Source organism: Micromonospora sp. NBC_00421, from assembly GCF_036017915.1.
Lineage (GTDB): Bacteria > Actinomycetota > Actinomycetes > Mycobacteriales > Micromonosporaceae > Micromonospora.
On sequence record NZ_CP107929.1, the window covers coordinates 836,690 to 859,574 of the forward strand.

Consider the following 22,885-nt stretch of genomic DNA (forward strand, 5'->3'; position numbering starts at 1 on the left):
CGCCTACCGGCGGGCGGTCGCCGCGGCGACCGCACGGTCCAGGGCGGCGGCCACCGTCGCCGGGTCGGCGTCGCCGTCGATCGTGGTGAAGGCGCCGAACTCGGGGAGCGCCCGGTACCCGGCGTCCAGCGCGGTCAGGTGCGCCAGTTCCTCGGTGTCGATGCCCCGGTCCGACACCCGCTGCCGGGCCAGCTCCGGGGCGACCGCCAGGAAGCAGACCAGGTCCGGCCTGGGAAAGAGGGCGTACGCGGCGCGGACGAGTCGTACGCCCCGGTCGCCCCGGGCTCGCATGATCACGTACTGGCACCAGGTCCAGCGGTCCATCACCCCGACCCGTCCGGTCAGCCGGGTGACCACCACCGCTCGGGCCAGAGCCAGCCAGCGCACCGTCGCCTCCAGCACCGGGTAGCCGCGCCGACCGAACAGGTGCACACCGTCGCGACGACCCACCGCCCGCGCCAACCGGTTCCACAGCGGCCGTCCACCGGCGTTCTCGAGGTACGTCGCCGGCACCCCCGCCGCGTTCAGCCGCCCCACCAACCCCTTCGCCTGGGTCGACTTCCCGGCCCCGTCCACTCCCACCACCGCGACGACCACCCCACGCCCCACCCCCGGCACCCTAACCACCCCGAACAACCCCACCCCCCAAACTGCCCCCACCCCCCGCCCCCGCCCCCGCCCCCAGCCCCCGCCCGCCGTCCTCCCCCTCCTCGCCTGCCCTCGGTGATCAAGAGGTTTACGTCATGACAAGCGCCCTGCATGACGTAAACCTCTTGATCACCGGCCCGTGCTGGCCCGTGCTGGGCCGTGCTGGGCCGTGCCGGCCTGAAGCGGGTGGGCGGGGAAGGTGAGGTGGGTCAGGGGTTCTTGCGGCGGGGGCGGTAGGTGGTGAGGGTGGCGGGGAGGGCGCGGCGGATGATGGCGGCGCGGTCGGTGTCGCCGTGGAGCAGGGCTGCCGCCGTGTTGCGGGCTTCGTCCAGGGTGAAGTGCGGGGGGAGCATCAGCTCCGCCGGGTCGACCATCGCGTTGACCACCATCGGGCGGTCGGCGGTCAGGGCCCGCCGCCACAGGCCGGCGACCTGGCCGGGGGAGTCGACCAACTCGCCGTCGAGGCCCAGCACCTCGGCCCACCTGTGGTACGCCACGTCCGGCACGTCCTGGCTGGCCGGATAGCGCGGGGTGCCCTCGGTGGAACGCTGTTCCCAACTGACGAACGCCAGATCCCGGTTGTTGAGCACCAGCACCACGAAACGCGGGTCGGCCCAGTGTCGCCAGTTCTTCGCCACGGTGATCAACTCGTTGACCCCGTTCATCTGCATCGCCCCGTCGCCGATCAGCACCACCACCGGTCGGTCCGGGTGGGCGAACTTCGCCGCCAGGGCGTACGGCATGGCGCCGCCCATCGACAGCAGGGTGCCGGAGAGGCTGGCCAGCATGCCGGGCCGGACCTGGAGGTGGCGGGCGTACCAGGCGGTGGCGGTGCCGCAGTCCACCGCGATCATCGCGTCGTCGGGCAGCGCGTCGTTGAGGGTGTGGAACAGCAACTGCGGGTTCACCGGGTCGGCGGACTGCCCGGCCAGGTCCGCCTGGGAGCGTCGCCACGCCGAGGTGGCGTCGGCGATGGTCGCCCGCCAGGCCGTCGGGGCGGGGTGGTCGCCCAGTTCGCGCAGCAGCGCCCGCAGGGTCGGGCCGGCGTCGCCGGTCAGGTTGACCTCCGTCGGGTAGCGCAGCCCCATCCGGGTCCCGTCCAGGTCGATCTGCACCGCGCGGGCCTGACCCTGCGGCGGATAGAACTCCGAGTACGGCATGTTGCTGCCGACGATCAGCAACCTGTCGCACCCCTGCATCAGCTGCCAGCTCGGTCGGGTGCCGAGCAGGCCGATCGCCCCGGTCACCCAGGGCTCGCGGTGATCCACGGCGGTGAAGCCGAGCAGCGCTGTGGTTACCCCGGCACCCAGCCGGTCGGCGATCAGGCGTACCTCCTGCTCGGCGTCGAGCGCGCCCTGACCGACGAGCATCGCCACCTTCTCGCCGCCGCGCAGCACCTCGGCGGCGCGGCGCAGCTCCGCCTCGGGCGGCACCGTCGGCATGCTGCTCGGGACCGAGCTGGTGTGGTAGTAGCCGTGCGCGTGCGGCGGGTCCGGCACCGCCGGCTCGTCCTGCACGTCCAGCGGGAGCACCAGCGCGGTCACCGTCCGGCGGGACAGCGCCGTACGGCAGGCCCGGTCCACCAGGTGCCGTACCTGGGACGGGTCGTCGAGCTGGGCCAGGAACTCCCCGGCGACGTCCTTGTAGAGGGCGAGCAGGTCGACCTCCTGGTAGTAGCCCCCGCCCTCGGCGGTCAGCGCGGTGTTGCCGACCAGGGCCACCACCGGCTGGTGGTCGAGCTTGGCGTCGTAGAGGCCGTTGAGCAGGTGGATCGCGCCGGGGCCACTGGTCGCCAGGGCGCAGCCGATCGGGCCGCCGCCGTACTTGACGTGGGCGCTTGCGGCGAAACCGGCGGTCTCCTCGTGGCGGACCTGGACGAACTCCACCCGGTCGCCGGCCCGTTGCAGGGCGGAGGTCATGCCGTTGATGCCGTCGCCGGGGTAGCCGAAGTAGCGGTGCACGCCCCACTCGGCGAGGCGGGCCACGATGTGGTCGGCGACAGTGGCGTTCTTCGGCAACCGGCCGTCGGCGGTGCCCGCTGCGCTCATCGTGGTAGTCCCTCCGGTGGTGTCCGCTCACCGCCCGATTCCCCCGCCACGCTCCCGGAAACCCGGCCGTGCCCGGAATGACCCGACGGTGTGCGTGCCCGGCAGGCCGGTGGGCGGGACACCGGCAGGCCGGTGCGCCGGGACCGCACCGGCGGTGCGTGCCGGGACACCCGGCAGAATCGGGCGGTGTCCGTTGAACAGATCACCGATCCCGACGACGCGCGGATCGCCGACTACCGCGCGTTGACCGACGTCGAGCTGCGTACCCGGTGGGAGCCCCCGCACGGGTTGTTCATCGCCGAGGGGGAGCTGGTGCTGCGCCGGGCGGTGCGGGCCGGCTATCCGGCCCGGTCGTACCTGGTCGACGCGAAGCGGGTCGACCAGTTGGCTGACCTGGACACCGGGGACGCGCCGGTCTACGCGGCCAGCCCCGACGTGTTGGAGAAGGCAACCGGCTTCCACGTCCACCGGGGCGTGCTCGCCTCGTTCCACCGTAAGCCCCTGCCCACCGCCGCCGAGGTGCTTGCCGCCGCCCGCCGGGTGGCGATCCTGGAGGACATCAACAACCACACCAACCTCGGCGCGATCTTCCGGGGGGCTGCGGCGCTGGGCATCGACGCGGTGCTGCTCTCGCCGTCCTGCGCCGATCCGCTCTACCGGCGCAGCGTGCGGGTCAGCATGGGGGAGGTGTTCGCGGTGCCGTACGCGAAGCTGGAGCGTTGGCCGGTGGGGTTGGACCAGGTGCGGGAGGCGGGGTTCACCGTGCTGGCCATGACGCCGGCGGCGGACGCCGTACCGATGCAGCGGTTGACGTCGGCGCAGCGGGCGCGGGCGGCGTTGCTGTTGGGGGCCGAGGGGCCCGGTCTCTCCGCGGCGGCGCAGTCGGCAAGCGACGTGCGGGTGGTCATCCCGATGCGGCGCGGGGTGGACTCGTTGAACGTGGCCGCCGCGGCGGCGGTGGCGTTCTGGGAGCTGGGACGCGACGATCCGGCCTGCGACTGTGGCTGACCGCCGCGAGCCCAGGCTATTTGCATGAGAATGCGGGCAGGTGCATAATCTTCCCTGTGTCCAAGGTTCTCACCTCCCTGCCCATCGGCGAACGTGTCGGCATCGCCTTCTCCGGCGGCCTCGACACCTCGGTCGCGGTCGCGTGGATGCGCGACAAGGGCGCCGTTCCCTGTGCCTACACCGCCGACATCGGCCAGTACGACGAGCCCGACATCGACTCGGTGCCCGGTCGTGCGCTCAGCTACGGCGCCGAGGTCGCCCGCCTGGTCGACTGCCGCGCCGCCCTGGTCGAGGAGGGCCTCGCCGCGCTGACCTGCGGCGCCTTCCACATCCGCTCCGGCGGCCGGGCCTACTTCAACACCACCCCGCTGGGTCGGGCGGTGACCGGCACCCTGCTGGTCCGGGCGATGATCTCCGACGACGTCCAGATCTGGGGCGACGGCTCGACCTTCAAGGGCAACGACATCGAGCGGTTCTACCGGTACGGCCTGCTGGCCAACCCGCAGCTGCGGGTCTACAAGCCGTGGCTGGACACCGACTTCGTCACCGAACTCGGTGGCCGCAAGGAGATGTCGGAGTGGCTGCTCGAACGCGGCCTGCCATACCGGGACAGCACCGAGAAGGCGTACTCGACCGACGCCAACATCTGGGGTGCCACGCACGAGGCGAAGACCCTGGAGCACCTCGACACCGGCATCGAGACGGTCGACCCGATCATGGGGGTCCGGTTCTGGGACCCTTCGGTGGAGATCCCCACCGAGGACGTCACGATCGGCTTCGACCAGGGCCGCCCGGTCACGATCAACGGCAAGGAGTTCGGCAGCGCCGTCGACCTGGTGCTGGAGGCCAACGCCATCGGCGGCCGGCACGGCCTGGGCATGTCCGACCAGATCGAGAACCGGATCATCGAGGCGAAGAGCCGGGGCATCTACGAGGCCCCCGGCATGGCGCTGCTGCACGCCGCGTACGAACGGCTGGTCAACGCCATCCACAACGAGGACACCCTGGCGAACTACCACCAGGAGGGCCGCCGCCTCGGCCGGCTGATGTACGAGGGCCGCTGGCTGGACCCACAGGCGCTGATGCTGCGCGAGTCGTTGCAGCGCTGGGTCGGCACCGCGGTCACCGGCGAGGTGACCCTGCGGCTGCGCCGGGGCGAGGACTACTCGATCCTCGACACCACCGGCCCGGCGTTCAGCTACCACCCCGACAAGCTGTCGATGGAGCGTACCGAGGACTCGGCCTTCGGCCCGTCCGACCGGATCGGCCAGCTCACCATGCGCAACCTGGACATCGCCGACTCCCGGGCCAAGCTGGAGCAGTACGTCACCCTCGGTCTGGTCGGCGGCGGCGCCCCCCAGCGGGCGGTCGGTGCCGCGCAGGCGGCCTCGACCGGGCTGATCGGGGCGATGCCGCAGGGCGGCGCGGAGGCCATCGCCTCCCGGGGCGTCGCCTCCGCCGACGACGAGGCGCTCGACCGCGCCGCGATGGAGTTCGGCGTCGACTGACCGGTCCCGGCGGAGCCGGCCGACATGGCCGGTCGGCTCCGCCGTGCCGCCTGCCGGTGCGCGGTGACCGGGCGGACCGGGCGACGCCGCCGCGCCCACCATCGACCGCGGCTGCGGCGGCGGTGGGTGGTGAGGGACAGGGGTCACGGAGGGTAGCCTGTCGCCCGTGTTCCCTACCGTCCGTGAGGTGCTGGCGCTGGACCCGGTCCGTCGCGGTGCGCCGCGGCTGGTGGCCGGGGAGACCGCCCTGGACCGGCCGGTGCGTTGGGTGCACGTGACCGAGGTGCCCGACATCGCCACCCTGCTCGGTGGTGGCGAACTGGTGCTCACCACCGGGATCGGCCTGCCCGCCGACGACGCCGGACTACGCGCCTTCATCGGCGACCTCGCCGAGGTGGGCGTCTCCGGGCTCGTGGTCGAGCTGGGTCGCCGCTACCTCACCGAGGTGCCCCGGGTGATGGCAGTGGCCGCCGAACGGCGCGGCCTGCCCCTGGTCGAGCTGCGCCGGGCCACCCCGTTCGTCCGGATCACCGAAGCGGTGCACGCCCTGATCGTCGATGCCCAACTGCACGAGCTGCGGGCCACCGAGGAGATCCACCAGCGGTTCACCGACCTGTCCGTCGAGGGCGCCGGGGTGGCCGAGGTGGTCCGGCAGGCCGCCGAGCTGGCCGGCTGCCCGGTGGTGCTGGAGAACCTCTCCCGGCAGGTGCTCGGCTACGACCCGGCGGGGGAGAGCGCCGACCTGCTGCTGGACGGCTGGGAGCAGCACTCCCGGCGGATCCGTCCCGCCGGGCGGACAGCGTACGACGTGGACAGCGGGTGGTTGGTGACCACCGTCGGCGCGCGCGGGCAGGACTGGGGCCGGTTGCTGCTGCGCTGGCCGGCCGGTGGGGGCCTAGGAGGTAGCCGACCCGTCGGTAGCCCGCCCACCCGGCTGACCATCCTGGTGGAGCGGGCCGCCTCGACGCTGGCGCTGGGTCGACTGATCCGGCGCGACGCCGAAGGGCTGGAGCGGCAGCTGCACCGCACCCTGCTCACCGCCCTGCTCGACCACTCCCGCCCGGTGGACGAGATCGCGCTGCGGGCCAGGGCGCTGGGGGTGGTCCTGGAGCGCCGGCACCTGATCGGCGTGATGGTCCGGCTTCGCCGGGACGGCGCGGTGGGCAGCCCCACGTCGGGCGACGGCGTTCCGTCGGTCGACGGACCCGGCCCGCCCCCTTCCCCGGCCCCCTGGCCGGCACCGACGACCCCGGCGCATCCGGAGGCCGGACCGGCCCGGTTGCGTGATCTCGCCGAGGCGGTCGGCCAGGCGCTGCGGGAGACGAAGCTGTCCGGCCTGTCCAGCCCCGTCGACGACCAGGTGGTGGGGGTCCTGCTGGCCCTGCCGGACGTCGCCGCCGAGGAGCGCGCCCTCGCGACCTTCGCCGCCGCGCTGCGCCGCCGCCACCCCGACCAGCCGTCGCCCGGCGGGAACAACCACCGGCTGACCGTGATCGTCGCGGCCGGCTCCGGGGTGGGCAGCCTGCGGGAGGTACGCCGGTCGCTGGTCGAGGCCCGCCAGGTCGCCGAGGCCGCCCGTCGGGACCGTCGGGACCTGCCGGTCTTCCGGCTGCCGGATGTCGGACTGGCCGGTCTGCTGCACCTGCTGCGCGACGAGCCCCGGTTGCAGACCTTCGTCGAGCGGGAACTAGGCGCGCTGCTGGCCCACGACGCCCGGCACCCCCGGGACCAGCTGCTCGCCACCCTGCGCGCCTACCTGGAGCAGGGCCGCAACAAGTCGGCCGGGGCGGCTGCCGCACACCTGTCCCGGCCGGCTTTCTACGAGCGGCTGGCCCGGATCGGCCGGATCCTCGGCGTCGACCTCGACTCGGTCGAAGCCTGCCTGTCCCTACACGTCGCCCTGCTCGCCCTCGACGCCGTCCGCACCCCCTGAAACCCCACCCCCACCCCCACCCACCCACCCACCCACCCCCACCCACCCCCACCCCCGCGCCTGCCGGGCCACCCCAGCCCCGCGCTCGCCCCGGTGATCAAGAGGTTTGCGTCAGCAGAACGCCGAATCTTGACGCAAACCTCTTGATCACCGGAGCGGGACGGGGCGGGACGGGGCGGGGCGGGGCGGGGCGGGACGGGGCGGGGTGGGGTGGGGTGGGTTAGGTGAGGGTTTGCAGGGCCTTGGCGTAGGGGGCGGGGACGAAGTGGGGGCCGGTGGGGGTGAAGACGTCGGAGGTGGTGGCGGTGGGCCAGGCCGCTGGGGGGACCGCGTCGACCAGGGTGCGGACCACCGGGGCGTCGCGCCACTGGTCCTGCTCGGCGAGCAGGCTCAACGCCACCACCGACTCCTCCACCTCGCCGACGCACTCGAACGGCTTGTGCCCGTCCACGCCCAGCAACTCCCGGTAGCCGGGGATCTGCGCCTCGTCGGCCAGCAGGTCGCCGCCGAAGATGCCGACCACCCGCTCCCGGGGCATGAACGGGGCCATGGCGAGGAAGACGAACCGGCACTTCGGGCAGTTGCGGCACCAGCGGGCGCTGGCGTCGCGCAGCTTGAACGCGGCGTTGCAGCTGGTCACCACCGCGTCGTAGCGGTCGATGGTGGCGAACAGCCGGGCGATGTGCAGCTCCGACAGCGACCGCAGCAGCGAGAAGTACGGCTCGGTGAGCCCGGCGTGCTCGGCCAGCGCCGCCCGCAGCAGCCCCTCGGCCTCGACCCCCTTGGACCACTGGTGGTTGATCTCGTGACCGTTCCAGATCAGGTTCGGGTCGGACGCGGACCGCTCGTTGGACATCACCACCGGCCCGAGCCCGTGCAGCACGGCGGTGGCGACCGCGATCAGCGAGTTGATCGCGGTGACCGGGATGTGCCCGTTGCGCGCCCCCGCCGCGTTCAGGTCGAACAGCACCGGGTCGAGCCGCCGCCGGGCGGCCAGCGCGGGCAGCCCGGACGCCTCGTTCACCGAGACGATCACGTGGTTGGGGTTGACCGAGAAGGGCACCGGGTCGAAGCCGGCCCGGCGCAGCGCCTCCAGGCTGACGATGGAGTCCTTGCCCCCGCCGACGGCCGACACTGGACGACGGTCGGAGTCGTCGTATACCCGGGGTGGCGGCACCTCGCCGGCCGGCACCTCGGGGCGCAGCTCCAGCACGTGCGGGAGCTGGTTGCGGTAGGCGTACTCGGCCAGACCCCTGGTGTAGACGGCGGTGACCAGCGCGGTGGCGGCGGACCCCAGCGGCGCGGGCAGCACCAGCCTCGGCGGCGCGGCGGCCTTGTAGTAGCTGACCCCGGCGACCACGTGCAGCAGCTCCAGGACCCGGCCCAGGGTGGCCACCGTCTCGTCCGACGGCGGCCCGGACGGCAGCGGCAACGTGATCACCTCGGTGAACCGCTGCTCACCGTCGGGGCCGGTCAGGGCGTAGTCGAACGACACCTCGCCGGTGGCGAGGTCGATCGAGTACGACGGGAAGGTGAAGGCGTCCATCCGCCGGAGCTGCTCGTTGGGCACACGCCATACTAGGCCCTGGTTCGTCCGGTCGGGTCCGCTGTGCCGGAGGCGGGCCGGTGCCTCACCGTCGACACCTCAGGGAGAGTTCGTGCGCCTGTCCGATCTGCGCGGCCGTACCGTCGCCGTCTGGGGGGCCGGCCGGGAGGGCCGCGCCGCCGTGACCGCCATCGCCGCGCACGGCCCGGCCGACCTGGTCGCCGTCGACGACAGCGCCAACTTCCTCAGCCTGCCCTGGGAGGGTCCGCTCGCCGAGGCCGCGCCGCTGGTCACCGGCGAGCAGGCGTACGCCCGGCTGGCCGCCGCCGAGATCGTGGTGCGCTCCCCGGGGGTGCCCAACACCCACCCGTGGCTGGTCGAGCTGCGCGAGCGCGGGGTCACCGTCACCCAGGGCACCGCGCTGTGGATGGCCGACCACGCCGACCGGACCATCGGGGTCACCGGCAGCAAGGGCAAGTCGACCACGTCCAGCCTGATCAGCCACCTGCTGGCGGCGGTGGACCGGCCCAACGTGCTGGGCGGCAACATCGGCGTGCCCACCCTCGACCTGCCCGACGCCGAGCTGTACGTGCTGGAGCTGTCCAGCTACCAGTGCAGCGACCTGACCGAGTCACCCCGGGTCGCGGTGGTCACCGCCCTGTTCCCGGAACACCTGGACGCCCACGGTGGTGAGGCCGAGTACTACCGGGACAAGCTCAACCTGATCGCGTACGGCCCCCGGACGGTGGTGGTCAACGGCAACGACCCACGGCTCGCGCTGGAGTTGGGCGACCGGGCGGCGATCCGCGCCGGCCTGCCGGACACCGCGCACGTCGCCACCGGCCCGGACGGCACCGACTGGTTCCACCTCGGCGACCAGCCGCTCTTCGCCCGGGGTGTCCTGCCGCTTGTCGGCCGGCACAACGCGGGCAACCTCTGCGTGGCGCTCGCGGTGCTCGACGCGCTGGGGGTCGACGTGGTCGCCCACAAGGACACCCTGGCGGTGGCGGTCGCCGGGTTCCACGGGCTGGCCCACCGGCTCACCGAGATCGCCGACCCGTCCGGCCTCACCTTCGTCGACGACACCCTCGCCACCAGCCCGTACGCGGCGATGCACGCGATCGACGCGTACGACGGGCGACCGTTGACGGTGATCGTCGGCGGCACGGACCGGGGGTTGGACTACACGCCGCTGGCCGCCCATCTCGCCGAGCGGGAGCTGACCGTGATCGGGATCCCGGACAGCGGTTCCCGGATCGTCGCGGCGCTGGCCGGGCTACCGAAGGTGCGTACCGAGGTGGTGGACGACCTGGTGGACGCGGTCCGGCTGGCCCGGTCGGTGACCCCGGTCGACGGGGTGGTGCTGCTCTCGCCGGCGGCGCCCAGCTATGGCCGGTTCCGCAACTTCGAGCACCGCTCCGAGGTCTTCGCCGAGGCGATCCGGGACACCGCCGCCGGCTGAGCCGCCGACCCGCGACCTCCACCCCGGCGCGGGCGGCGACCTCCACCCCGGCGGGCCGTGATCCCGACGACGCCGGGGCGGGTGACGCGGTGTCAGGTGTGGACGACCGCCGGGCTACACACTGACAGTTGTCGTCGGACGGTCGGGGTGGCAGCGTGCGGGGAACGCGCAAGCCGCCGCCGCTGAAGGGTGTGCCGATGACCGCCGACGACCTGCTGGCCCGACACCGGGCCGTGCTCCCGTCCTGGATGCCGCTCTACTACGCCGAGCCGATCGAGCTGGTGGCCGGGTCCGGCCGCCGGGTCACCGACGCCCAGGGGCGCAGTTACCTGGACTTCTTCGGCGGCGTGCTGACCAACATGATCGGCTACGACATCCCGGAGATCCGCGAGGCGGTGGAGCGTCAGCTGCGGACCGGCCTGGTGCACACCTCCACCCTCTATCTGATCCGACAGCAGGTGGAGCTGGCCGAGAAGGTGACCTCGCTCGCCGGCATCCCGGACGCCCGGGTCTTCTTCACCAACTCCGGGACCGAGGCGAACGAGGCGGCCCTGCTGGTCGCCACCAACCACCGCCGGTCGCACCAGATCCTCGCCGTCCGCAACAGCTACCACGGTCGGTCGTACGCGACCATGGGGATCACCGGCCACCGGAGCTGGACGGCCAGCGCGCACAACCCGCTCCAGGTGGCCTGGCTGCACTCCGGTGAACGGCTGCGCGGGCTGCTCGCCCGGCTGCCCGAGGCCGACCGGATGGACGCCGCCGTGGAGGACCTGCGCGAGGTGCTCGCCACCCAGACCAGCGGCGACGTGGCCTGCCTGATCGCCGAGCCGATCCAGGGCGTCGGCGGTTTCGTCGCCCCGCCCGACGGGTTGTTCGCCGGCTGGCGCAAGGTGCTCGACGAGCACGGCATCCTGCTCATCTCCGACGAGGTGCAGACCGGCTGGGGGCGCACCGGCGAGCACTTCTGGGGCTACCAGGCGCACGGGGTCACCCCCGACCTGCTCACCTTCGCCAAGGGCATCGGCAACGGGTTCGCCCTGGCCGGGGTGGTCGGCCGGGCGGACATCATGGAGTCGGTGCCGGCGATCAGCTTCTCCACCTTCGGCGGCAACCCGCTCTGCACCGCCGCCGGCAACGCCGTCCTGGACTACCTGCGCGACCACGACCTCCAGGCCAACGCGGCCCGGGTCGGCGCGATCCTCCTCGACGGCCTGCGGGCCACGGTCGCCGACCTCGACGGCGTCGCCGAGGTGCGGGGGAAGGGCCTGATGCTCGCCGTGGAGTTCGTCCGGCCCGGTGGGCTGGAACCTGATCCGGCGTTGGCCGCCGGGGTCCTCGAGGCGTGCCGGGCCGGCGGCCTGCTGGTCGGCAAGGGTGGCCTGCACGGCAACGTGCTGCGGATGGGCCCGCCGCTGACCCTCACCGAGGACGAGGCCCGCGAGGGGCTGGCGATCCTGGTCGAGGCGATCCGCTCCGCCGTCGCGGCGGAGGCGACGCGATGAGCGGGCGCACCGCGCCGGACCCCACGGGCCCACGGCCCGGCCTCTCCGCCCCAGTGCCCGGCCCTTCCGCCCCACCACCGGAGCCGGCAGTCCCGCCAGCGGAGCCGGAGGGCGCGGCGGACCCGAAGGGCGCGGCGGCGGGGGAGCGCCGCATCGGGCACTTCGTCGACGGTAGGCGGATCGACGGGACGTCCGGCCGGCACGGGGACGTCTTCGACCCGGCGACCGGGCGGCGTACCGGTCGGGTGGCGCTGGCCGACGCGGCCGATGTCGCGGGCGCGGTCGAGGCGGCCGAGCGGGCCGCCCGGAGCTGGCGGGACGCCTCGCTGGCCCGGCGGACGGCGGTGCTGTTCGCGTTCCGGGAGTTGGTCCACGCCCGGCGGGACCGGCTCGCCGAGGTGATCACCGCCGAGCACGGCAAGGTGCTCGCCGACGCCGCCGGCGAGGTGCAGCGCGGCCTGGAGGTGATCGAGTACGCCTGCGGCGTCGCCTCGGCGCTGCGCGGGAGCTTCAGCGAGAACGTCTCCACCGAGGTCGACTCGTACAGCCTGCGGCAGCCGCTCGGGGTGGTGGCGGTGATCTCGCCGTTCAACTTCCCGGTGATGGTGCCGCTGTGGTTCGTGCCGGTGGCGGTGGCCTGCGGCAACGCGGTGGTGCTCAAGCCGAGCGAGAAGGACCCGGGCGCGGCGCTGCTGCTTGCCGAGTGGTTCGCCGAGGCGGGCCTGCCCGGCGGGGTGCTCAACGTGGTCAACGGCGACGCCGAGGCGGTCGACGCGCTGCTGGACCACCCCGGGGTGAAGGCGGTGTCGTTCGTCGGCTCCACCCCGGTCGCCCGGCACGTGCACCAGCGTGGCACGTTGGCCGGCAAGCGGGTGCAGGCCCTCGGTGGGGCGAAGAACCACCTGGTGGTGCTGCCCGACGCCGATCTGGACCTGGCCGCCGACGCGGCGGTCAACGCCGGATTCGGCTCGGCGGGGGAACGGTGCATGGCGATCTCGGCGCTGGTCGCGGTGGCGCCGATCGCCGACGCCCTGGTGGCGAGGATCGCCGACCGGATGGCGGGGCTGCGTACCGGCGACGGTCGACGCGGCGGCGACCTGGGTCCGCTGGTCACCGCCGCGCACCTGGCGCGGGTCCGTGGGTACGTCGAGGCCGGGGTGGCGGCGGGCGCGGTACCGGTGGTGGACGGCCGGAACGTCGTGCCGGACGGCGAACCCGGTGGCTTCTGGCTCGGCCCGACCCTGTTCGACCACGTCACCCCGGACATGTCGATCTACACCGACGAGATCTTCGGCCCGGTGCTCGGCGTCGTCCGGGTCGGCTCGTACGACGAGGCGGTGGCCCTTGTCAACGCCAACCCGTACGGCAACGGCACGGCGATCTTCACCAACGACGGTGGGGCGGCCCGGCGTTTCCAGCACGAGGTGGAGGTCGGCATGGTCGGGATCAACGTGCCGATCCCGGTGCCGACGGCCTACTACTCGTTCGGCGGCTGGAAGGCGTCGCTCTTCGGTGACCTGCACGCCCACGGCGAGGACGGGGTGCGGTTCTTCACCCGGGGCAAGGTGGTCACCAGCCGCTGGCTGGATCCGCGCCACGGCGGGGTCAATCTCGGCTTCCCCACCCAGACCTGAACAGCCGGTGCCCCGCCACCTGAAGATCGCGCTCGATCCACGAAGGAGTCCCCTCGTCGCGGCGGGACCCCACTGTTTCGTGGTTGGAACGCGATCTTGGCAGGGGGCGCGACGCGGGTGGGGCGGGGTCAGCCGGCCGGGGGCACCAGGAGGGCGTGCAGGGCCAGTGGGTCGGTGACCTCGGGCAGGGTGCGGGCGGCCAGCCAGGCGGCCCCTGCTGCACCGTCCCCGGCCGTGTGGAGCGGGGCGTCCGGCCAGCGGCGGCCGGCCTCGGCCCGGACCGCCGTGCCGAGCGGGGTGTCGCCGGTGAGCAGCCCGCCGCCGAGCACCAGCGGCGTCGTCGTCCCGTCCGGGCGGAGCCGGCCGGCGCTGGCGACCAGGTGCGCGGCGGCGCGGTGGAGCAACTCGACCGCCACCGGCTCACCGCCACCGGCAGCCGCCTCGCCTCGGGGGATCGATCCCGGCCGGCCGTCGGCGGCGGCGTCGACAGCAGTCGCGTCGAGTGGTGGGATCGTTGCCGAACGGTCGGCGGCGGCGTCGACCACCAGCGGCGCGAGTCGGGCCAGGGCGATCGGCGGCTGCCGGGTGACCGTCTGGACCACGGCGTCCACGGTGTCCCGGGGCCGGGCCGCCACCTCGGCCGTGCCGAGCAGTTCGGCGAGCAGCCGCCGGCCGAGCGGGCCGGGCGCGGTGCCGGCGTCCAGGTCGGCCAGCAGCAGGCGGACCGCCTCCCGGCCCAGCCAGAATCCGGAGCCGGCGTCGCCGAGCAGCCAGCCGTGCCCGTCGGCGATCCGGTCCAGCCGCAGGTCGCGCACCTGGGCGGCGATCGCCCCGGTGCCGGCGATCAGGATCGTGCCGTCGGGTGCGGCGGTGCCGGAGGCGTAGCCGACGAGGGCGTCGCTGTGCACCGCGTACGGGCAGCGCAGGCCGGCGTCCGACCACGCCTGGTCGAAGGCGGCCCGGCCGGCCGGGTCGGCGCGCAACCGGCCGACCCCGGCCAGGCCGATGGCCCCGGCGCGGACCCGGGCCGGATCGACCTCGCGCAGTGCCTCCCGCAGCGTGGCCGACAGCTCGGCGGCGGCCCGGTCGGCACCGTGGCTGGTGGGGTTCCCGCCGCCGGCCCGGCCGGTGCCGAGGCGTTCGCCGGTGAGGGTCAGGGCGGTCGCCCGGGTGGACGTACCCCCGATGTCGAGGCCGACCACGACGGCGTCGGACGTCCTCACGGGCCTCCCGGGGCGCGGCGGTGCGGGTGCTGTCCATGCTGGTCGACCCGGTGCCCGAGGGCAAGACCGGTGGGCGGTGGCGGACCGGCGCGGCAGGTAACAGTTTGAAAACTTCGCCCACGGTCTTGACAGGAAGGGCCCTTCAGTAAGAACTTTTACCACTAACAGTTAACACTCTTTTCCGAAAGGCGCGTCGATGGCCGAGCATGAGGCGGACACCACCGCGGTAACCGCTGTGGTCGATGCCGAGCCGGTCGACCGGCGGGGCACCGACGGGGTGCTGGCCAGGGTCCGGGCCGGCGCGGGGGAGTTGACGGGAGCGTTGCGCCGGGTCGCCGAGCAGGTGCTCAGCGACCCGGAGGCGGCGGCCCGCGCCACCATCGTCGAGCTGGCCGAACGCAGCGGCACCTCACCGGCGACGATCACCCGGTTCTGCCGGGCGATGGGCTTCGACGGCTACGCCGACCTGCGGCTGGGCATCGCCTCCGAGACCGGCCGGGCCCGCTCGGCCGGCTGGACCGTGGACATCGGGCGGGAGATCCAGCCCGGCGACCCGCTGGCCCGGGTGCTCGACCAGATCATGGCCGCCGACACCCGGGCCATGCACGACACCGCCACCCTGCTCGACCTCGCCGAGGTGGAACGGGCCGCGGTGGCCATCGCCGGCGCGGCCCGGGTCAACATCTTCGGCGCCAGCGGCAGCGCACTGGTCGGCGAGGAGATGCAGTTCAGCCTGCACCGCATCGGGGTGGCGGCGTGGGCCTGGAGCGACGTGCACGAGGGGCTGGCCAGCGCCGCCCTGCTCGGCGTCGGCGACGTGGCGTTGGGCATCTCGCACACCGGGCAGACCCGGGAGACCATCGAGATGCTTGCCGAGGCGGGCAGCCGGGGCGCCACCACCGTGGCGTTGACCGGGTTCCCGCGCTCCCCGCTGGCCGAGCTGGCCGACCTCGTCCTGCTCACCGCCAGTCAGGCCACCACCTTCCGGCCGGACGCGCTGTCCGCCCGGCACCCCCAGCTCGTCGTGCTCGACCTGCTCTACATCGCCGTGGCGCAGCGCACCCACGACCGCGCCCACGCGGCCTTCCGGCGTACCGCCCAGGCCGTCGACGGGCACAAGGCCGCGAAGGGGACCGCCTCATGATCAGTGCCCAGGGGTACGCACGGGCCGTCCGACCCGTCCTCGACCGGCTGGTCGACTCCCAGGCCGAGGCGATCGGCCGGGCCGCCGACCTGATCGCCACCAGCCTGCGGGCCGGCGGGGTGCTCCACGCCTTCGGCGCGGGCCACTCCGAGGCGTTCGCCGCCGAGTTGGTGGCCCGCGCCGGCGGTCTGGTCCCCACCAACCGGCTCAGCCTGCACGACCTGGTGCTGCACGGCGACGCCCCGCGCGACGTGCTCACCGACCCCAAGCTGGAACGCGACCCGGCTGTGGCCCACCAGCTCTACCCGCTGGCCCGACCGCAGCCGGCCGACGTCTTCCTGATCGCCTCCCAGTCCGGCATCAACGGCTCGGTCGTCGAGCTGGCGATGCTGGTCACCGGGCGCGGCCACCCGCTGGTCGCGGTCACCTCGGTCGCACACACCGCACGGGTCGCCCCCCGCCACCCGTCCGGTCACCGACTCGCCGACCTCGCCGACGTCGTGCTGGACAACGGCGCCCCGTACGGCGACGCACTGCTGCCGCTGGAGGGCGGCGGCGCGGTCTGTGCGGTCTCCTCGGTCACCTCGGCGCTGCTGGCGCAACTGGTGACCGCGGAGGTCGTCCGACGGTTCCACCAGGCCGGAGAGGTACCCCCTATCTACCTCTCCGCCAACGTCCCCGGTGGGGACGCGCACAACCTCGCCCTCGAGTCGCGGTACGCCGGGCGTCTCCGGCGCACCGCCTGACCCGAACACCCAAGGAGAGACGACGATGTCGAATACCCCCGAGAACCCGACCCCGCTGAGCCGGCGGAGCCTGTTGGGTCGTACCGCCGCGGCGGGCCTGCTCGCCACGCCGGTGGTCGGCCTGCTCGGCGCCTGCGCCACAAGCGGCTCCGACGAGGGCGACAACACCAAGGCGGAGGAGGGCACCAAGAGCGCCACCAACCCGCTCGGCGCCGCCGAGGACGCCCCGCTGGAGGTGGTCATCTTCAACGGCGGCTACGGCGAGAAGTACGCCACCGACGTGCACGAGCCGCTCTACAAGAAGGCGTTCCCCAAGGCGGAGATCAAGCACCAGTCCACCCAGGCGGTCTCCACAGTGCTCCAGCCCCGGTTCGCCTCGGGCAACCCGCCGGAGTTCGTCAACAACTCCGGCGAGAAGCTGATCGACTTCGGCTCGCTGGTCGCCGACGGGCAGCTGATGGACCTCACCGAGCTGTGGGACGCCCCGTCGGTCGACGACCCGAGCAAGAAGGTCCGCGACACCGTCGTCCCCGGCACCGTCGAGGCCGGCTCGTTCAACGGCAAGCCGTACGTCCTGTACTACGTCTCCACCGTCTTCGGCATCTGGTACTCGGGCAAGCTGTTCAAGGAGAACGGCTGGGCGCCGGCGAAGGACTGGTCGGAGTTCACCGCCCTGCTCGACAAGATCAAGACCAAGGGCATCACTCCGTACGGCTACGCCGGGGCGAACGCGGCCTACTACCAGTGGAACGTGATCCTGACCCACGCCGCGAAGATCGGCGGCACCGACGTGCTCAAGAACATCGACAACCTGGAGGACGGCGCCTGGCAGCAGGACGCCGTCAAGCAGGCCGCCGAGGCGTGGGCCGAGATCGGCGCGAAGTACGTCGACAAGAGCTTCGAGGGGCTCAAGCACACCGACGTGCAGCTGCGGCAGAACCAGTACAAGCTGGCCCTCTACCCCAGTGGCGACTGGCTGGAGGGTGAGCAGAAGAAGGACACGCCGGCCGGCTTCGACTACCAGCTGATGCCGGTGCCGAGCCTGTCCGGCTCGGACAAGCTGCCGGGCACCGCGGTACGCGCCACCGCCGGTGAGGGCTACTTCGTCTCGGCCAAGAGCAAGAACCCGCGCGGTGGTCTGGAGTACATGCGTCAGATGCTCTCGGTCGCCGGGGCGAAGGGCTTCACCGAGGTGGTCAAGGCCCCGACGGTGGTCACCGCCGGCAGCGCCGGCTTCGCCTTCCCGCCGGGGGTGGCCAGCTCGCAGGCAGCCCTCGCCGCCGCCGGCAAGGACGTGTTCAACCTGTACTTCGACGGCTGGTACAAGGAGCTCGACACGGAGGCGCGGACCGCCACCAACGAGCTGATGTTCGGCCGGATCAAGGCGGACGCCTTCGTGGAGCGGATCCAGAAGCGGGCCGACGCCATCAAGAAGGACAGCTCCGTCGCCAAGTTCACGCGCTGACCGATCGGAGTAGCGGGATCATGCGGCACGGCAAGTATCCGTTCGTGATCGGGTTCCTCTTCGCCCCGGTCACGCTGTACGTGGTCTTCGTCATCGCACCGTACGCGCAGGCGTTCCAGATCTCGATGACCAACTGGCGGGGGCTGTCCGCCCCGCAGTGGGTGGGCTTCGACAACTACCGGCGGCTGCTCGACGACGGGCGCTTCTGGCAGGCGGTCCAGCACCACGGCGTACTGCTGCTTGCCCTGCCGCTGATCACGATCGCCATCGCGCTGTTCTTCGCCTTCCTGCTCAACGTGGGCGGACGCAGCGTGGGCGGTCAGCGGCAGGGGGTCAGGGGGGCGGCGTTCTACCGGGTGGTGTTCTTCTTCCCCCAGGTTTTGGCGGTGGCCATCATCGCTGTGCTGTTCCAGATGGTGTACCGACCCAACGAGTCCGGCCTGATCAACGGTGTGCTGATGAAGTTCGGCCTGGATCCGGTGCTGTTCCTGATCCGGCCGAACCTGGCCCTGTGGTCGATCATCGCGGTGCTGGTCTGGCAGGCGGTCGGCTTCTACGTGGTGCTCTTCTCGGCCGGGATGTCCGCCATCCCGGGCGAGATCTACGAGGCGGCCGAGATGGACGGGGCGAGCAAGGTGATGCTCTTCTTCCGGGTCACCCTGCCGCTGCTCTGGGACACCCTCCAGGTCGCCTGGGTCTATCTCGGCATCGCCGCGTTCGACGCGTTCGCCATCGTCGCGGTGCTCTCGGTGGACGGCGGCGGCCCGGACGGCGCGACGACGGTGCTGGCGATGGAGATCTACCGCAACGCCTTCGTCTACTCGAAGTACGGCTACGCCTCGGCGATGGGCGTGGCGCTGTTCTTCCTCACCCTCACGTTCGCGGCGCTGACGCTGCGGTTGACCAAGCGGGAAAGCGTGGAGTACTGAGATGGCCGCACAGACGACGCTGCCGCCGACCTCGGCGGACACCCCGCCGGGTCGGCCCGCCACCCCCGCCCGCCGGGCCCGGCGAGAGCAGCATGAGGTACGACTGTTCAGCGGGCTCGGTCAGCTGGCGCTCGCCGTCTGGGCGGTGATCGTCATCGTGCCGATCCTCTGGACGTTCCTGGCCGCGTTCAAGAACACCGGCGAGATCTTCAGCAGCCCGTGGACACTGCCGGCGGAGCTACGCTGGGAGAACTTCGGCCGGGCCTGGACCAAGGCGCACATCGGCCGGTACTTCCTCAACAGCGTCTTCGTGGTGTCGTGCAGCACCTTCGGCACCATGCTGCTCGGCTCGATGGCGGCGTACGTGCTGGCCCGGTACAGGTTCCGGGGCAACCGGGCGATCTACTACCTGTTCGTCTCCGGGTTGGCCTTCCCGGTCTTCCTGGCGCTGGTGCCGCTGTTCTTCGTGGTCCGCAACCTGGGCCTGCTGGACACCCACACCGGCGTGATCCTGGTCTACATCGCCTACTCGCTGCCGTTCACCATCTTCTTCCTGGCCGCGTTCTTCCGGACGCTGCCGAACTCGGTGGCCGAGGCCGGCATGATCGACGGCTGCTCGCACACCCGGCTGTTCTTCCAGGTGATGCTGCCGATGGCGAAGCCGGGCCTGATCAGCGTGGCGATCTTCAACATCATCGGGCAGTGGGCGCAGTACCAGCTACCCCTGGTGCTGCTCTCCAACGCCAAGGACAAGTGGGTGCTCACCCAGGGCATCGCCGACATCTCGGTCAACGCCGGCTACGAGGCCGACTGGTCCGGCCTGTTCGCCGCCCTGACCATCGCCATCCTCCCCATGATCATCGTGTACGCGATCTTCCAGCGGCAGATCCAGTCCGGCCTGACCTCCGGCGCGGTGAAGTAGCCCGCCCCGGCGACGGGTTTGGCCAGCCCGTCGCCGAGGTGGCGGGGGTTTGGGCGGTCGGTGGCCGAGGTGGTGGTGGTCTGCCCGTCCGTGGTCGAGGTGGCGGCGAACGTCCGGCCTCGTGCAGGGCAGACACCAGATGCCCGGAGGTCGGTATGCCACTGAGGCATAAATATGCCTCAGTGGCATACCGACCTCCGCGCGATATCACCTCCGCTCCATCCCCCGTCCTGCCTCGTCCGTCGGGGGCCGCCGTCCCGTCCCGTCGGGCGCCGCCCGCCCCGTCCTGCCTCGTTCCGTCTCGCCCGCCCGCCTGCCCGTCTCGCCCCGTCCGCCTGCCCGTCTCGCCCGCCCGCCTGCCCGTCTCGCCCCGTCCGCCTGCCCGTCTCGCCCGCCCGCCTGCCCGTCTCGCCCCGTCCGTCTCGCCTGCTCGTCTCGCCTGCTCGTCCCGGCCGGCGGTCCACGCCCGTTGGTGACGACGACCGGTGGCCTGAGCCGCTGGCCGGGCGGGAGCGCGCCGGGGGGTGTCACAGGGACGGGGCAGAATCGGGGCGTGGCGGTGGCGGTGGTGGCAGGCGAGCGGGGCGGTGGAGTGCTCCGGCCGCTGGACGACGCCGGCCTACCGGTCGGGCCCGCCGAGGTGGTCGACGACCTGCCCGGGGCCGTCGCCGTCCGCGAGGCGGCCGAGCGCCCGCGCTGGGTGTGGTCGTCCGGCGCGGCGAGCTATCCGGCCCTGCTGCGCGCCGGGGTGCGGGTCGAGCGCTGCCACGACGTCGAGCTGACCGAGGCGCTGCTGCTGGGGCACGCCGGCCGGTGGGGCGAGCCGCGCTCGCTGGCTGCCGCGTACGCCCGGCAGGTCGGGGCCGCCGTCCCACCCGACCCGCCGCCCCGGCCGCCCGCGCCGCCCGGCCACGGCCAGGCCGCGCTCTTCGAGGCCGTTCCCGGCCCGCCGGCCCCCGGCATCGACGCCCTGACCCGGGTGTACGCCGACCAGCTCGCCCGGGTCGCCGCCACCGCGCCGCCGGGCCGGTTCCGGCTGCTGGTCGCGGCCGAGTCGGCCGGCGCGCTGGTCGCGGTCGAGATGGCCGCCACCGGGCTGCCCTGGCGGGCAGACGTGCACGACGCGCTCCTCGCTGAGCTGCTGGGTGAGCCGTCCCCGGTGGGTGGGCCGCCCCGGCGGCTGGCCGAGCTGTCCGCCCGGATCGCCGAGGCCCTCGGTGTCCGGCAACTGCACACCGACTCCCCGGCCGAGCTGTTGCGCGCGTTCGCCCGGGTCGGCGTGGAGCTGCCGAACACCCGGGCCTGGGTGCTGCGCGGCGTCGACCACCCGGCCGTGCCGCTGGTGCTCGAATACAAGGAGCTCTATCGGATCTGGACGGCGCACGGCTGGGCCTGGCGGGACGCCTGGGTCCGCGACGGCCGGTTCCGACCGGAGTACGTCCCCGGCGGGGTGGTCTCCGGCCGGTGGGCGACCCGGGGCGGCGGCGCGTTGCAGATCCCCAAGGTGATCCGTCGGGCGGTGGTGGCCGATCCGGGCTGGCGACTTGTGGTGGCCGACGCCGGTCAGCTGGAGCCCCGGGTGCTCGCCGCGGTCTCCGGCGACGCCCGGTTGGCCACCGCCGGTGCGGCCGGTGATCTCTATGCGGCGCTGGCCCGGGATTCCTTCGGTGGTGACCGCGCACGGGCCAAGCTCGCCCTGCTCGGCGCGATGTACGGGCAGACCGGTGGGGCGGCGCTGCCCGCCCTGGCGGTGCTCAAGCGCAGCTATCCGACCGCCTTCGGTTACCTGGAGGCGGCGGCCCGCACCGGCGAGGCGGGCGGCCTGGTCCGCTCCTGGCTCGGCCGGACCTGTCCGCCGGGGACGGCGGGTCTCGGCGGCGGCGACGACGTCCCGTCGGACCCGGACGTCGGGTCGGATCCGCGCTCGCCCCGGGCCCGGGCGGCCCGGTCCCGGGGCCGGTTCACCCGGAACTTCGTCATCCAGGCCACCGCCGCCGAGTGGGCCTCGACGCTGCTCGCCACGCTCCGGGGCGAACTGGCCGCGGTCGGCGGCGAACCGGCCGGAGCCGGCGGCGAACTGGTCTTCTTCCAGCACGACGAGGTCATCGTGCACTGTCCCGCCGAGCGCGCCGACGCGGTCGTCGACGCGATCCGCCGAGCCGGATCGCGCGCCTCGACACTGCTGTTCGGCAACACCCCGGTCCGTTTCCCCCTGGACCTCTCCACAGTCACCTGCTACGCCACCGCCTAACCCCCACCCCCCACCCCCACCCCCACCCCCACCAACCCACCCCCACCAACCCACCCCCACCCCCACCAACCCACCCCCACCCACCCCCCTCGCCCCGGTCCCACCTCGCCCCCCCGGTGATCAAGAGGTTTGCGTCATGGGGAGGCGCGAACCTGACGTAAACTTCTTGATCACCGGGGAAAGTGCGGGTTGATCACGGGGGGAGTGCGGCAGGGGCGGGTGGGGTGAAGCTATATGCGTCAAATATCCGTTTCGGGCCGACACTCATCTCTCGGGGGCTCGTTGCATTGGTGTGCGTATCGCAGGAATGATCATCGCGGCGGGCGGGGGACGCCGGCTGGGCGGCCCCGAGGCGTTACTGCGCCAAGGGGACCGGCCGCTTGTCAGCCGGATGGTCGAGACGATGACCGAGGCCGGTTGCGGGCAGTTGGTGGTCGTGCTGGGGGCGGCGGCCGACGAGGTCCGCGCGGCGGCCGACCTGAGCCCCGCCACGGTGGTGGTCAACCGGGCCTGGGGGACCGGGGTCGGCTCGTCGATCCGGGCCGGACTGGCCGCGTTGGCCGACGAACGGGTCGAGGCGGTGGTGGTGGTGCCGGTCGACATGCCCGGTCTCACCCCGGCGGCGGTCCGGCGGGTGGCCGCCCTGCCGTACCCGGACGTGCTGGCCTGCGCCACCTACGACGGGTTGCGCGGCTACCCGATGCTCTTCGGCCGTCGGCACTGGGCCGGCATCGCGACTCTGGCCAGCGCCGACGTCGGGGCCCGGCCGTACCTGCTGGCCCACAAGGACCAGATCGTCGACATCGCCTGCGACTCGGTCGCCGACGGCAACCGGGTGGACAGCCCGGAGCTGATGGCGCTCTACGGCCTCACCGTGCCACCCCAGCGGGTCGGCGTCTGAGGGGCACACCCG

The 22,885-nt window shown here is 73.0% G+C and carries 17 protein-coding genes; 13 read left to right on the forward strand and 4 right to left on the reverse strand.

All coding sequences use genetic code 11. The features are described from left to right. Window positions 1-3: 3 nt before the first annotated feature. Complete coding sequence (locus OHQ87_RS04190) at window positions 4-609, reverse strand: dTMP kinase (RefSeq protein WP_328345119.1); 606 nt, start codon at window positions 607-609, stop codon at window positions 4-6. Between the two features lie 248 nt (window positions 610-857). Beyond that, window positions 858-2,696, reverse strand: coding sequence for a thiamine pyrophosphate-requiring protein (locus tag OHQ87_RS04195; protein ID WP_328345121.1), 1,839 nt, complete (start codon window positions 2,694-2,696; stop codon window positions 858-860). Window positions 2,697-2,828: 132 nt separating this feature from the next. Here OHQ87_RS04195 and OHQ87_RS04200 point away from each other — a divergent pair, with 132 nt between their 5' ends. The 3 genes from OHQ87_RS04200 (at window position 2,829) to OHQ87_RS04210 (ending at window position 7,145) form a co-directional block, all read left to right on the forward strand. Further along, window positions 2,829-3,704 (forward strand): TrmH family RNA methyltransferase, encoded by an 876-nt coding sequence (locus OHQ87_RS04200; protein ID WP_328348734.1) that lies wholly within the window; start codon window positions 2,829-2,831, stop codon window positions 3,702-3,704. 56 nt (window positions 3,705-3,760) lie between these two features. Beyond that, window positions 3,761-5,212, forward strand: a complete 1,452-nt coding sequence (gene argG, locus OHQ87_RS04205; RefSeq protein ID WP_328345123.1) for an argininosuccinate synthase — start codon at window positions 3,761-3,763, stop codon at window positions 5,210-5,212. A 166-nt stretch (window positions 5,213-5,378) separates the two neighbouring features. Continuing rightward, window positions 5,379-7,145, forward strand: a complete 1,767-nt coding sequence (locus tag OHQ87_RS04210; protein WP_442930675.1) for a PucR family transcriptional regulator — start codon at window positions 5,379-5,381, stop codon at window positions 7,143-7,145. 220 nt (window positions 7,146-7,365) lie between these two features. Here OHQ87_RS04210 and OHQ87_RS04215 read toward each other — a convergent pair whose 3' ends face one another. Then, a complete protein-coding gene (locus tag OHQ87_RS04215) occupies window positions 7,366-8,715 on the reverse strand; it encodes a hypothetical protein (protein ID WP_328345125.1) in 1,350 nt (449 codons plus the stop codon). Window positions 8,716-8,803: 88 nt separating this feature from the next. Here OHQ87_RS04215 and murD point away from each other — a divergent pair, with 88 nt between their 5' ends. The 3 genes from murD to OHQ87_RS04230 all read left to right on the forward strand — a co-directional run bounded on the left by murD (window position 8,804) and on the right by OHQ87_RS04230 (window position 13,292). Next, a complete protein-coding gene (murD, locus tag OHQ87_RS04220) occupies window positions 8,804-10,153 on the forward strand; it encodes a UDP-N-acetylmuramoyl-L-alanine--D-glutamate ligase (RefSeq protein ID WP_328345126.1) in 1,350 nt (449 codons plus the stop codon). Between the two features lie 197 nt (window positions 10,154-10,350). Beyond that, entirely contained in the window at window positions 10,351-11,658 is a 1,308-nt protein-coding gene (locus OHQ87_RS04225; RefSeq protein ID WP_328345127.1) for an aspartate aminotransferase family protein, read from the forward strand. Further along, window positions 11,655-13,292: a CoA-acylating methylmalonate-semialdehyde dehydrogenase gene (locus OHQ87_RS04230; RefSeq protein ID WP_328345129.1), complete on the forward strand. Its 1,638-nt coding sequence runs from the start codon at window positions 11,655-11,657 to the stop codon at window positions 13,290-13,292. Before OHQ87_RS04225 ends, OHQ87_RS04230 begins: the two co-directional genes overlap by 4 nt. A 128-nt stretch (window positions 13,293-13,420) precedes the next feature. Here the strand turns inward: OHQ87_RS04230 and OHQ87_RS04235 are convergent, their stop codons facing one another. Further along, complete coding sequence (locus OHQ87_RS04235; protein WP_328345131.1) at window positions 13,421-14,515, reverse strand: N-acetylglucosamine kinase; 1,095 nt, start codon at window positions 14,513-14,515, stop codon at window positions 13,421-13,423. 196 nt (window positions 14,516-14,711) lie between these two features. Between OHQ87_RS04235 and OHQ87_RS04240 the strand changes: the two genes are divergently transcribed. From OHQ87_RS04240 to OHQ87_RS04270, 7 genes are all read left to right on the forward strand, one after another. Continuing rightward, window positions 14,712-15,659, forward strand: coding sequence for a MurR/RpiR family transcriptional regulator (locus tag OHQ87_RS04240; RefSeq protein ID WP_328345133.1), 948 nt, complete (start codon window positions 14,712-14,714; stop codon window positions 15,657-15,659). Continuing rightward, on the forward strand, window positions 15,656-16,405 hold the full coding sequence (locus OHQ87_RS04245; protein WP_328345135.1) for an SIS domain-containing protein: 750 nt from the start codon (window positions 15,656-15,658) through the stop codon (window positions 16,403-16,405). Before OHQ87_RS04240 ends, OHQ87_RS04245 begins: the two co-directional genes overlap by 4 nt. Before the next feature lie 25 nt (window positions 16,406-16,430). Beyond that, window positions 16,431-17,870 (forward strand): N-acetylglucosamine/diacetylchitobiose ABC transporter substrate-binding protein, encoded by a 1,440-nt coding sequence (gene ngcE, locus OHQ87_RS04250; RefSeq protein WP_328345137.1) that lies wholly within the window; start codon window positions 16,431-16,433, stop codon window positions 17,868-17,870. 20 nt (window positions 17,871-17,890) lie between these two features. Continuing rightward, window positions 17,891-18,799 carry a carbohydrate ABC transporter permease gene (locus OHQ87_RS04255; RefSeq protein WP_328345139.1) on the forward strand — a complete coding sequence of 303 codons (909 nt, stop codon included), beginning with the start codon at window positions 17,891-17,893 and terminating at the stop codon, window positions 18,797-18,799. Between the two features lies 1 nt (window position 18,800). Next, a complete protein-coding gene (locus OHQ87_RS04260) occupies window positions 18,801-19,721 on the forward strand; it encodes a carbohydrate ABC transporter permease (protein WP_328345141.1) in 921 nt (306 codons plus the stop codon). Window positions 19,722-20,274: 553 nt separating this feature from the next. Continuing rightward, window positions 20,275-21,972, forward strand: a complete 1,698-nt coding sequence (locus tag OHQ87_RS04265; RefSeq protein WP_328345143.1) for a bifunctional 3'-5' exonuclease/DNA polymerase — start codon at window positions 20,275-20,277, stop codon at window positions 21,970-21,972. A gap of 307 nt (window positions 21,973-22,279) precedes the next feature. Further along, entirely contained in the window at window positions 22,280-22,873 is a 594-nt protein-coding gene (locus OHQ87_RS04270) for a nucleotidyltransferase family protein (protein ID WP_328348736.1), read from the forward strand. The last annotated feature ends 12 nt before the right edge of the window (window positions 22,874-22,885 follow it).

Coding starts and splice junctions, on each gene's coding strand:
- ngcE (WP_328345137.1), top strand. CDS start 16,431: ATGTCGAATACCCCCGAGAACCCGACCCCGCTGAGCCGGCGGAGCCTG.
- OHQ87_RS04230 (WP_328345129.1), top strand. CDS start 11,655: ATGAGCGGGCGCACCGCGCCGGACCCCACGGGCCCACGGCCCGGCCTC.
- OHQ87_RS04225 (WP_328345127.1), top strand. CDS start 10,351: ATGACCGCCGACGACCTGCTGGCCCGACACCGGGCCGTGCTCCCGTCC.
- OHQ87_RS04255 (WP_328345139.1), top strand. CDS start 17,891: ATGCGGCACGGCAAGTATCCGTTCGTGATCGGGTTCCTCTTCGCCCCG.
- OHQ87_RS04245 (WP_328345135.1), top strand. CDS start 15,656: ATGATCAGTGCCCAGGGGTACGCACGGGCCGTCCGACCCGTCCTCGAC.
- OHQ87_RS04260 (WP_328345141.1), top strand. CDS start 18,801: ATGGCCGCACAGACGACGCTGCCGCCGACCTCGGCGGACACCCCGCCG.
- OHQ87_RS04270 (WP_328348736.1), top strand. CDS start 22,280: ATGATCATCGCGGCGGGCGGGGGACGCCGGCTGGGCGGCCCCGAGGCG.
- OHQ87_RS04195 (WP_328345121.1), bottom strand. CDS start 2,696: ATGAGCGCAGCGGGCACCGCCGACGGCCGGTTGCCGAAGAACGCCACT.
- OHQ87_RS04240 (WP_328345133.1), top strand. CDS start 14,712: ATGGCCGAGCATGAGGCGGACACCACCGCGGTAACCGCTGTGGTCGAT.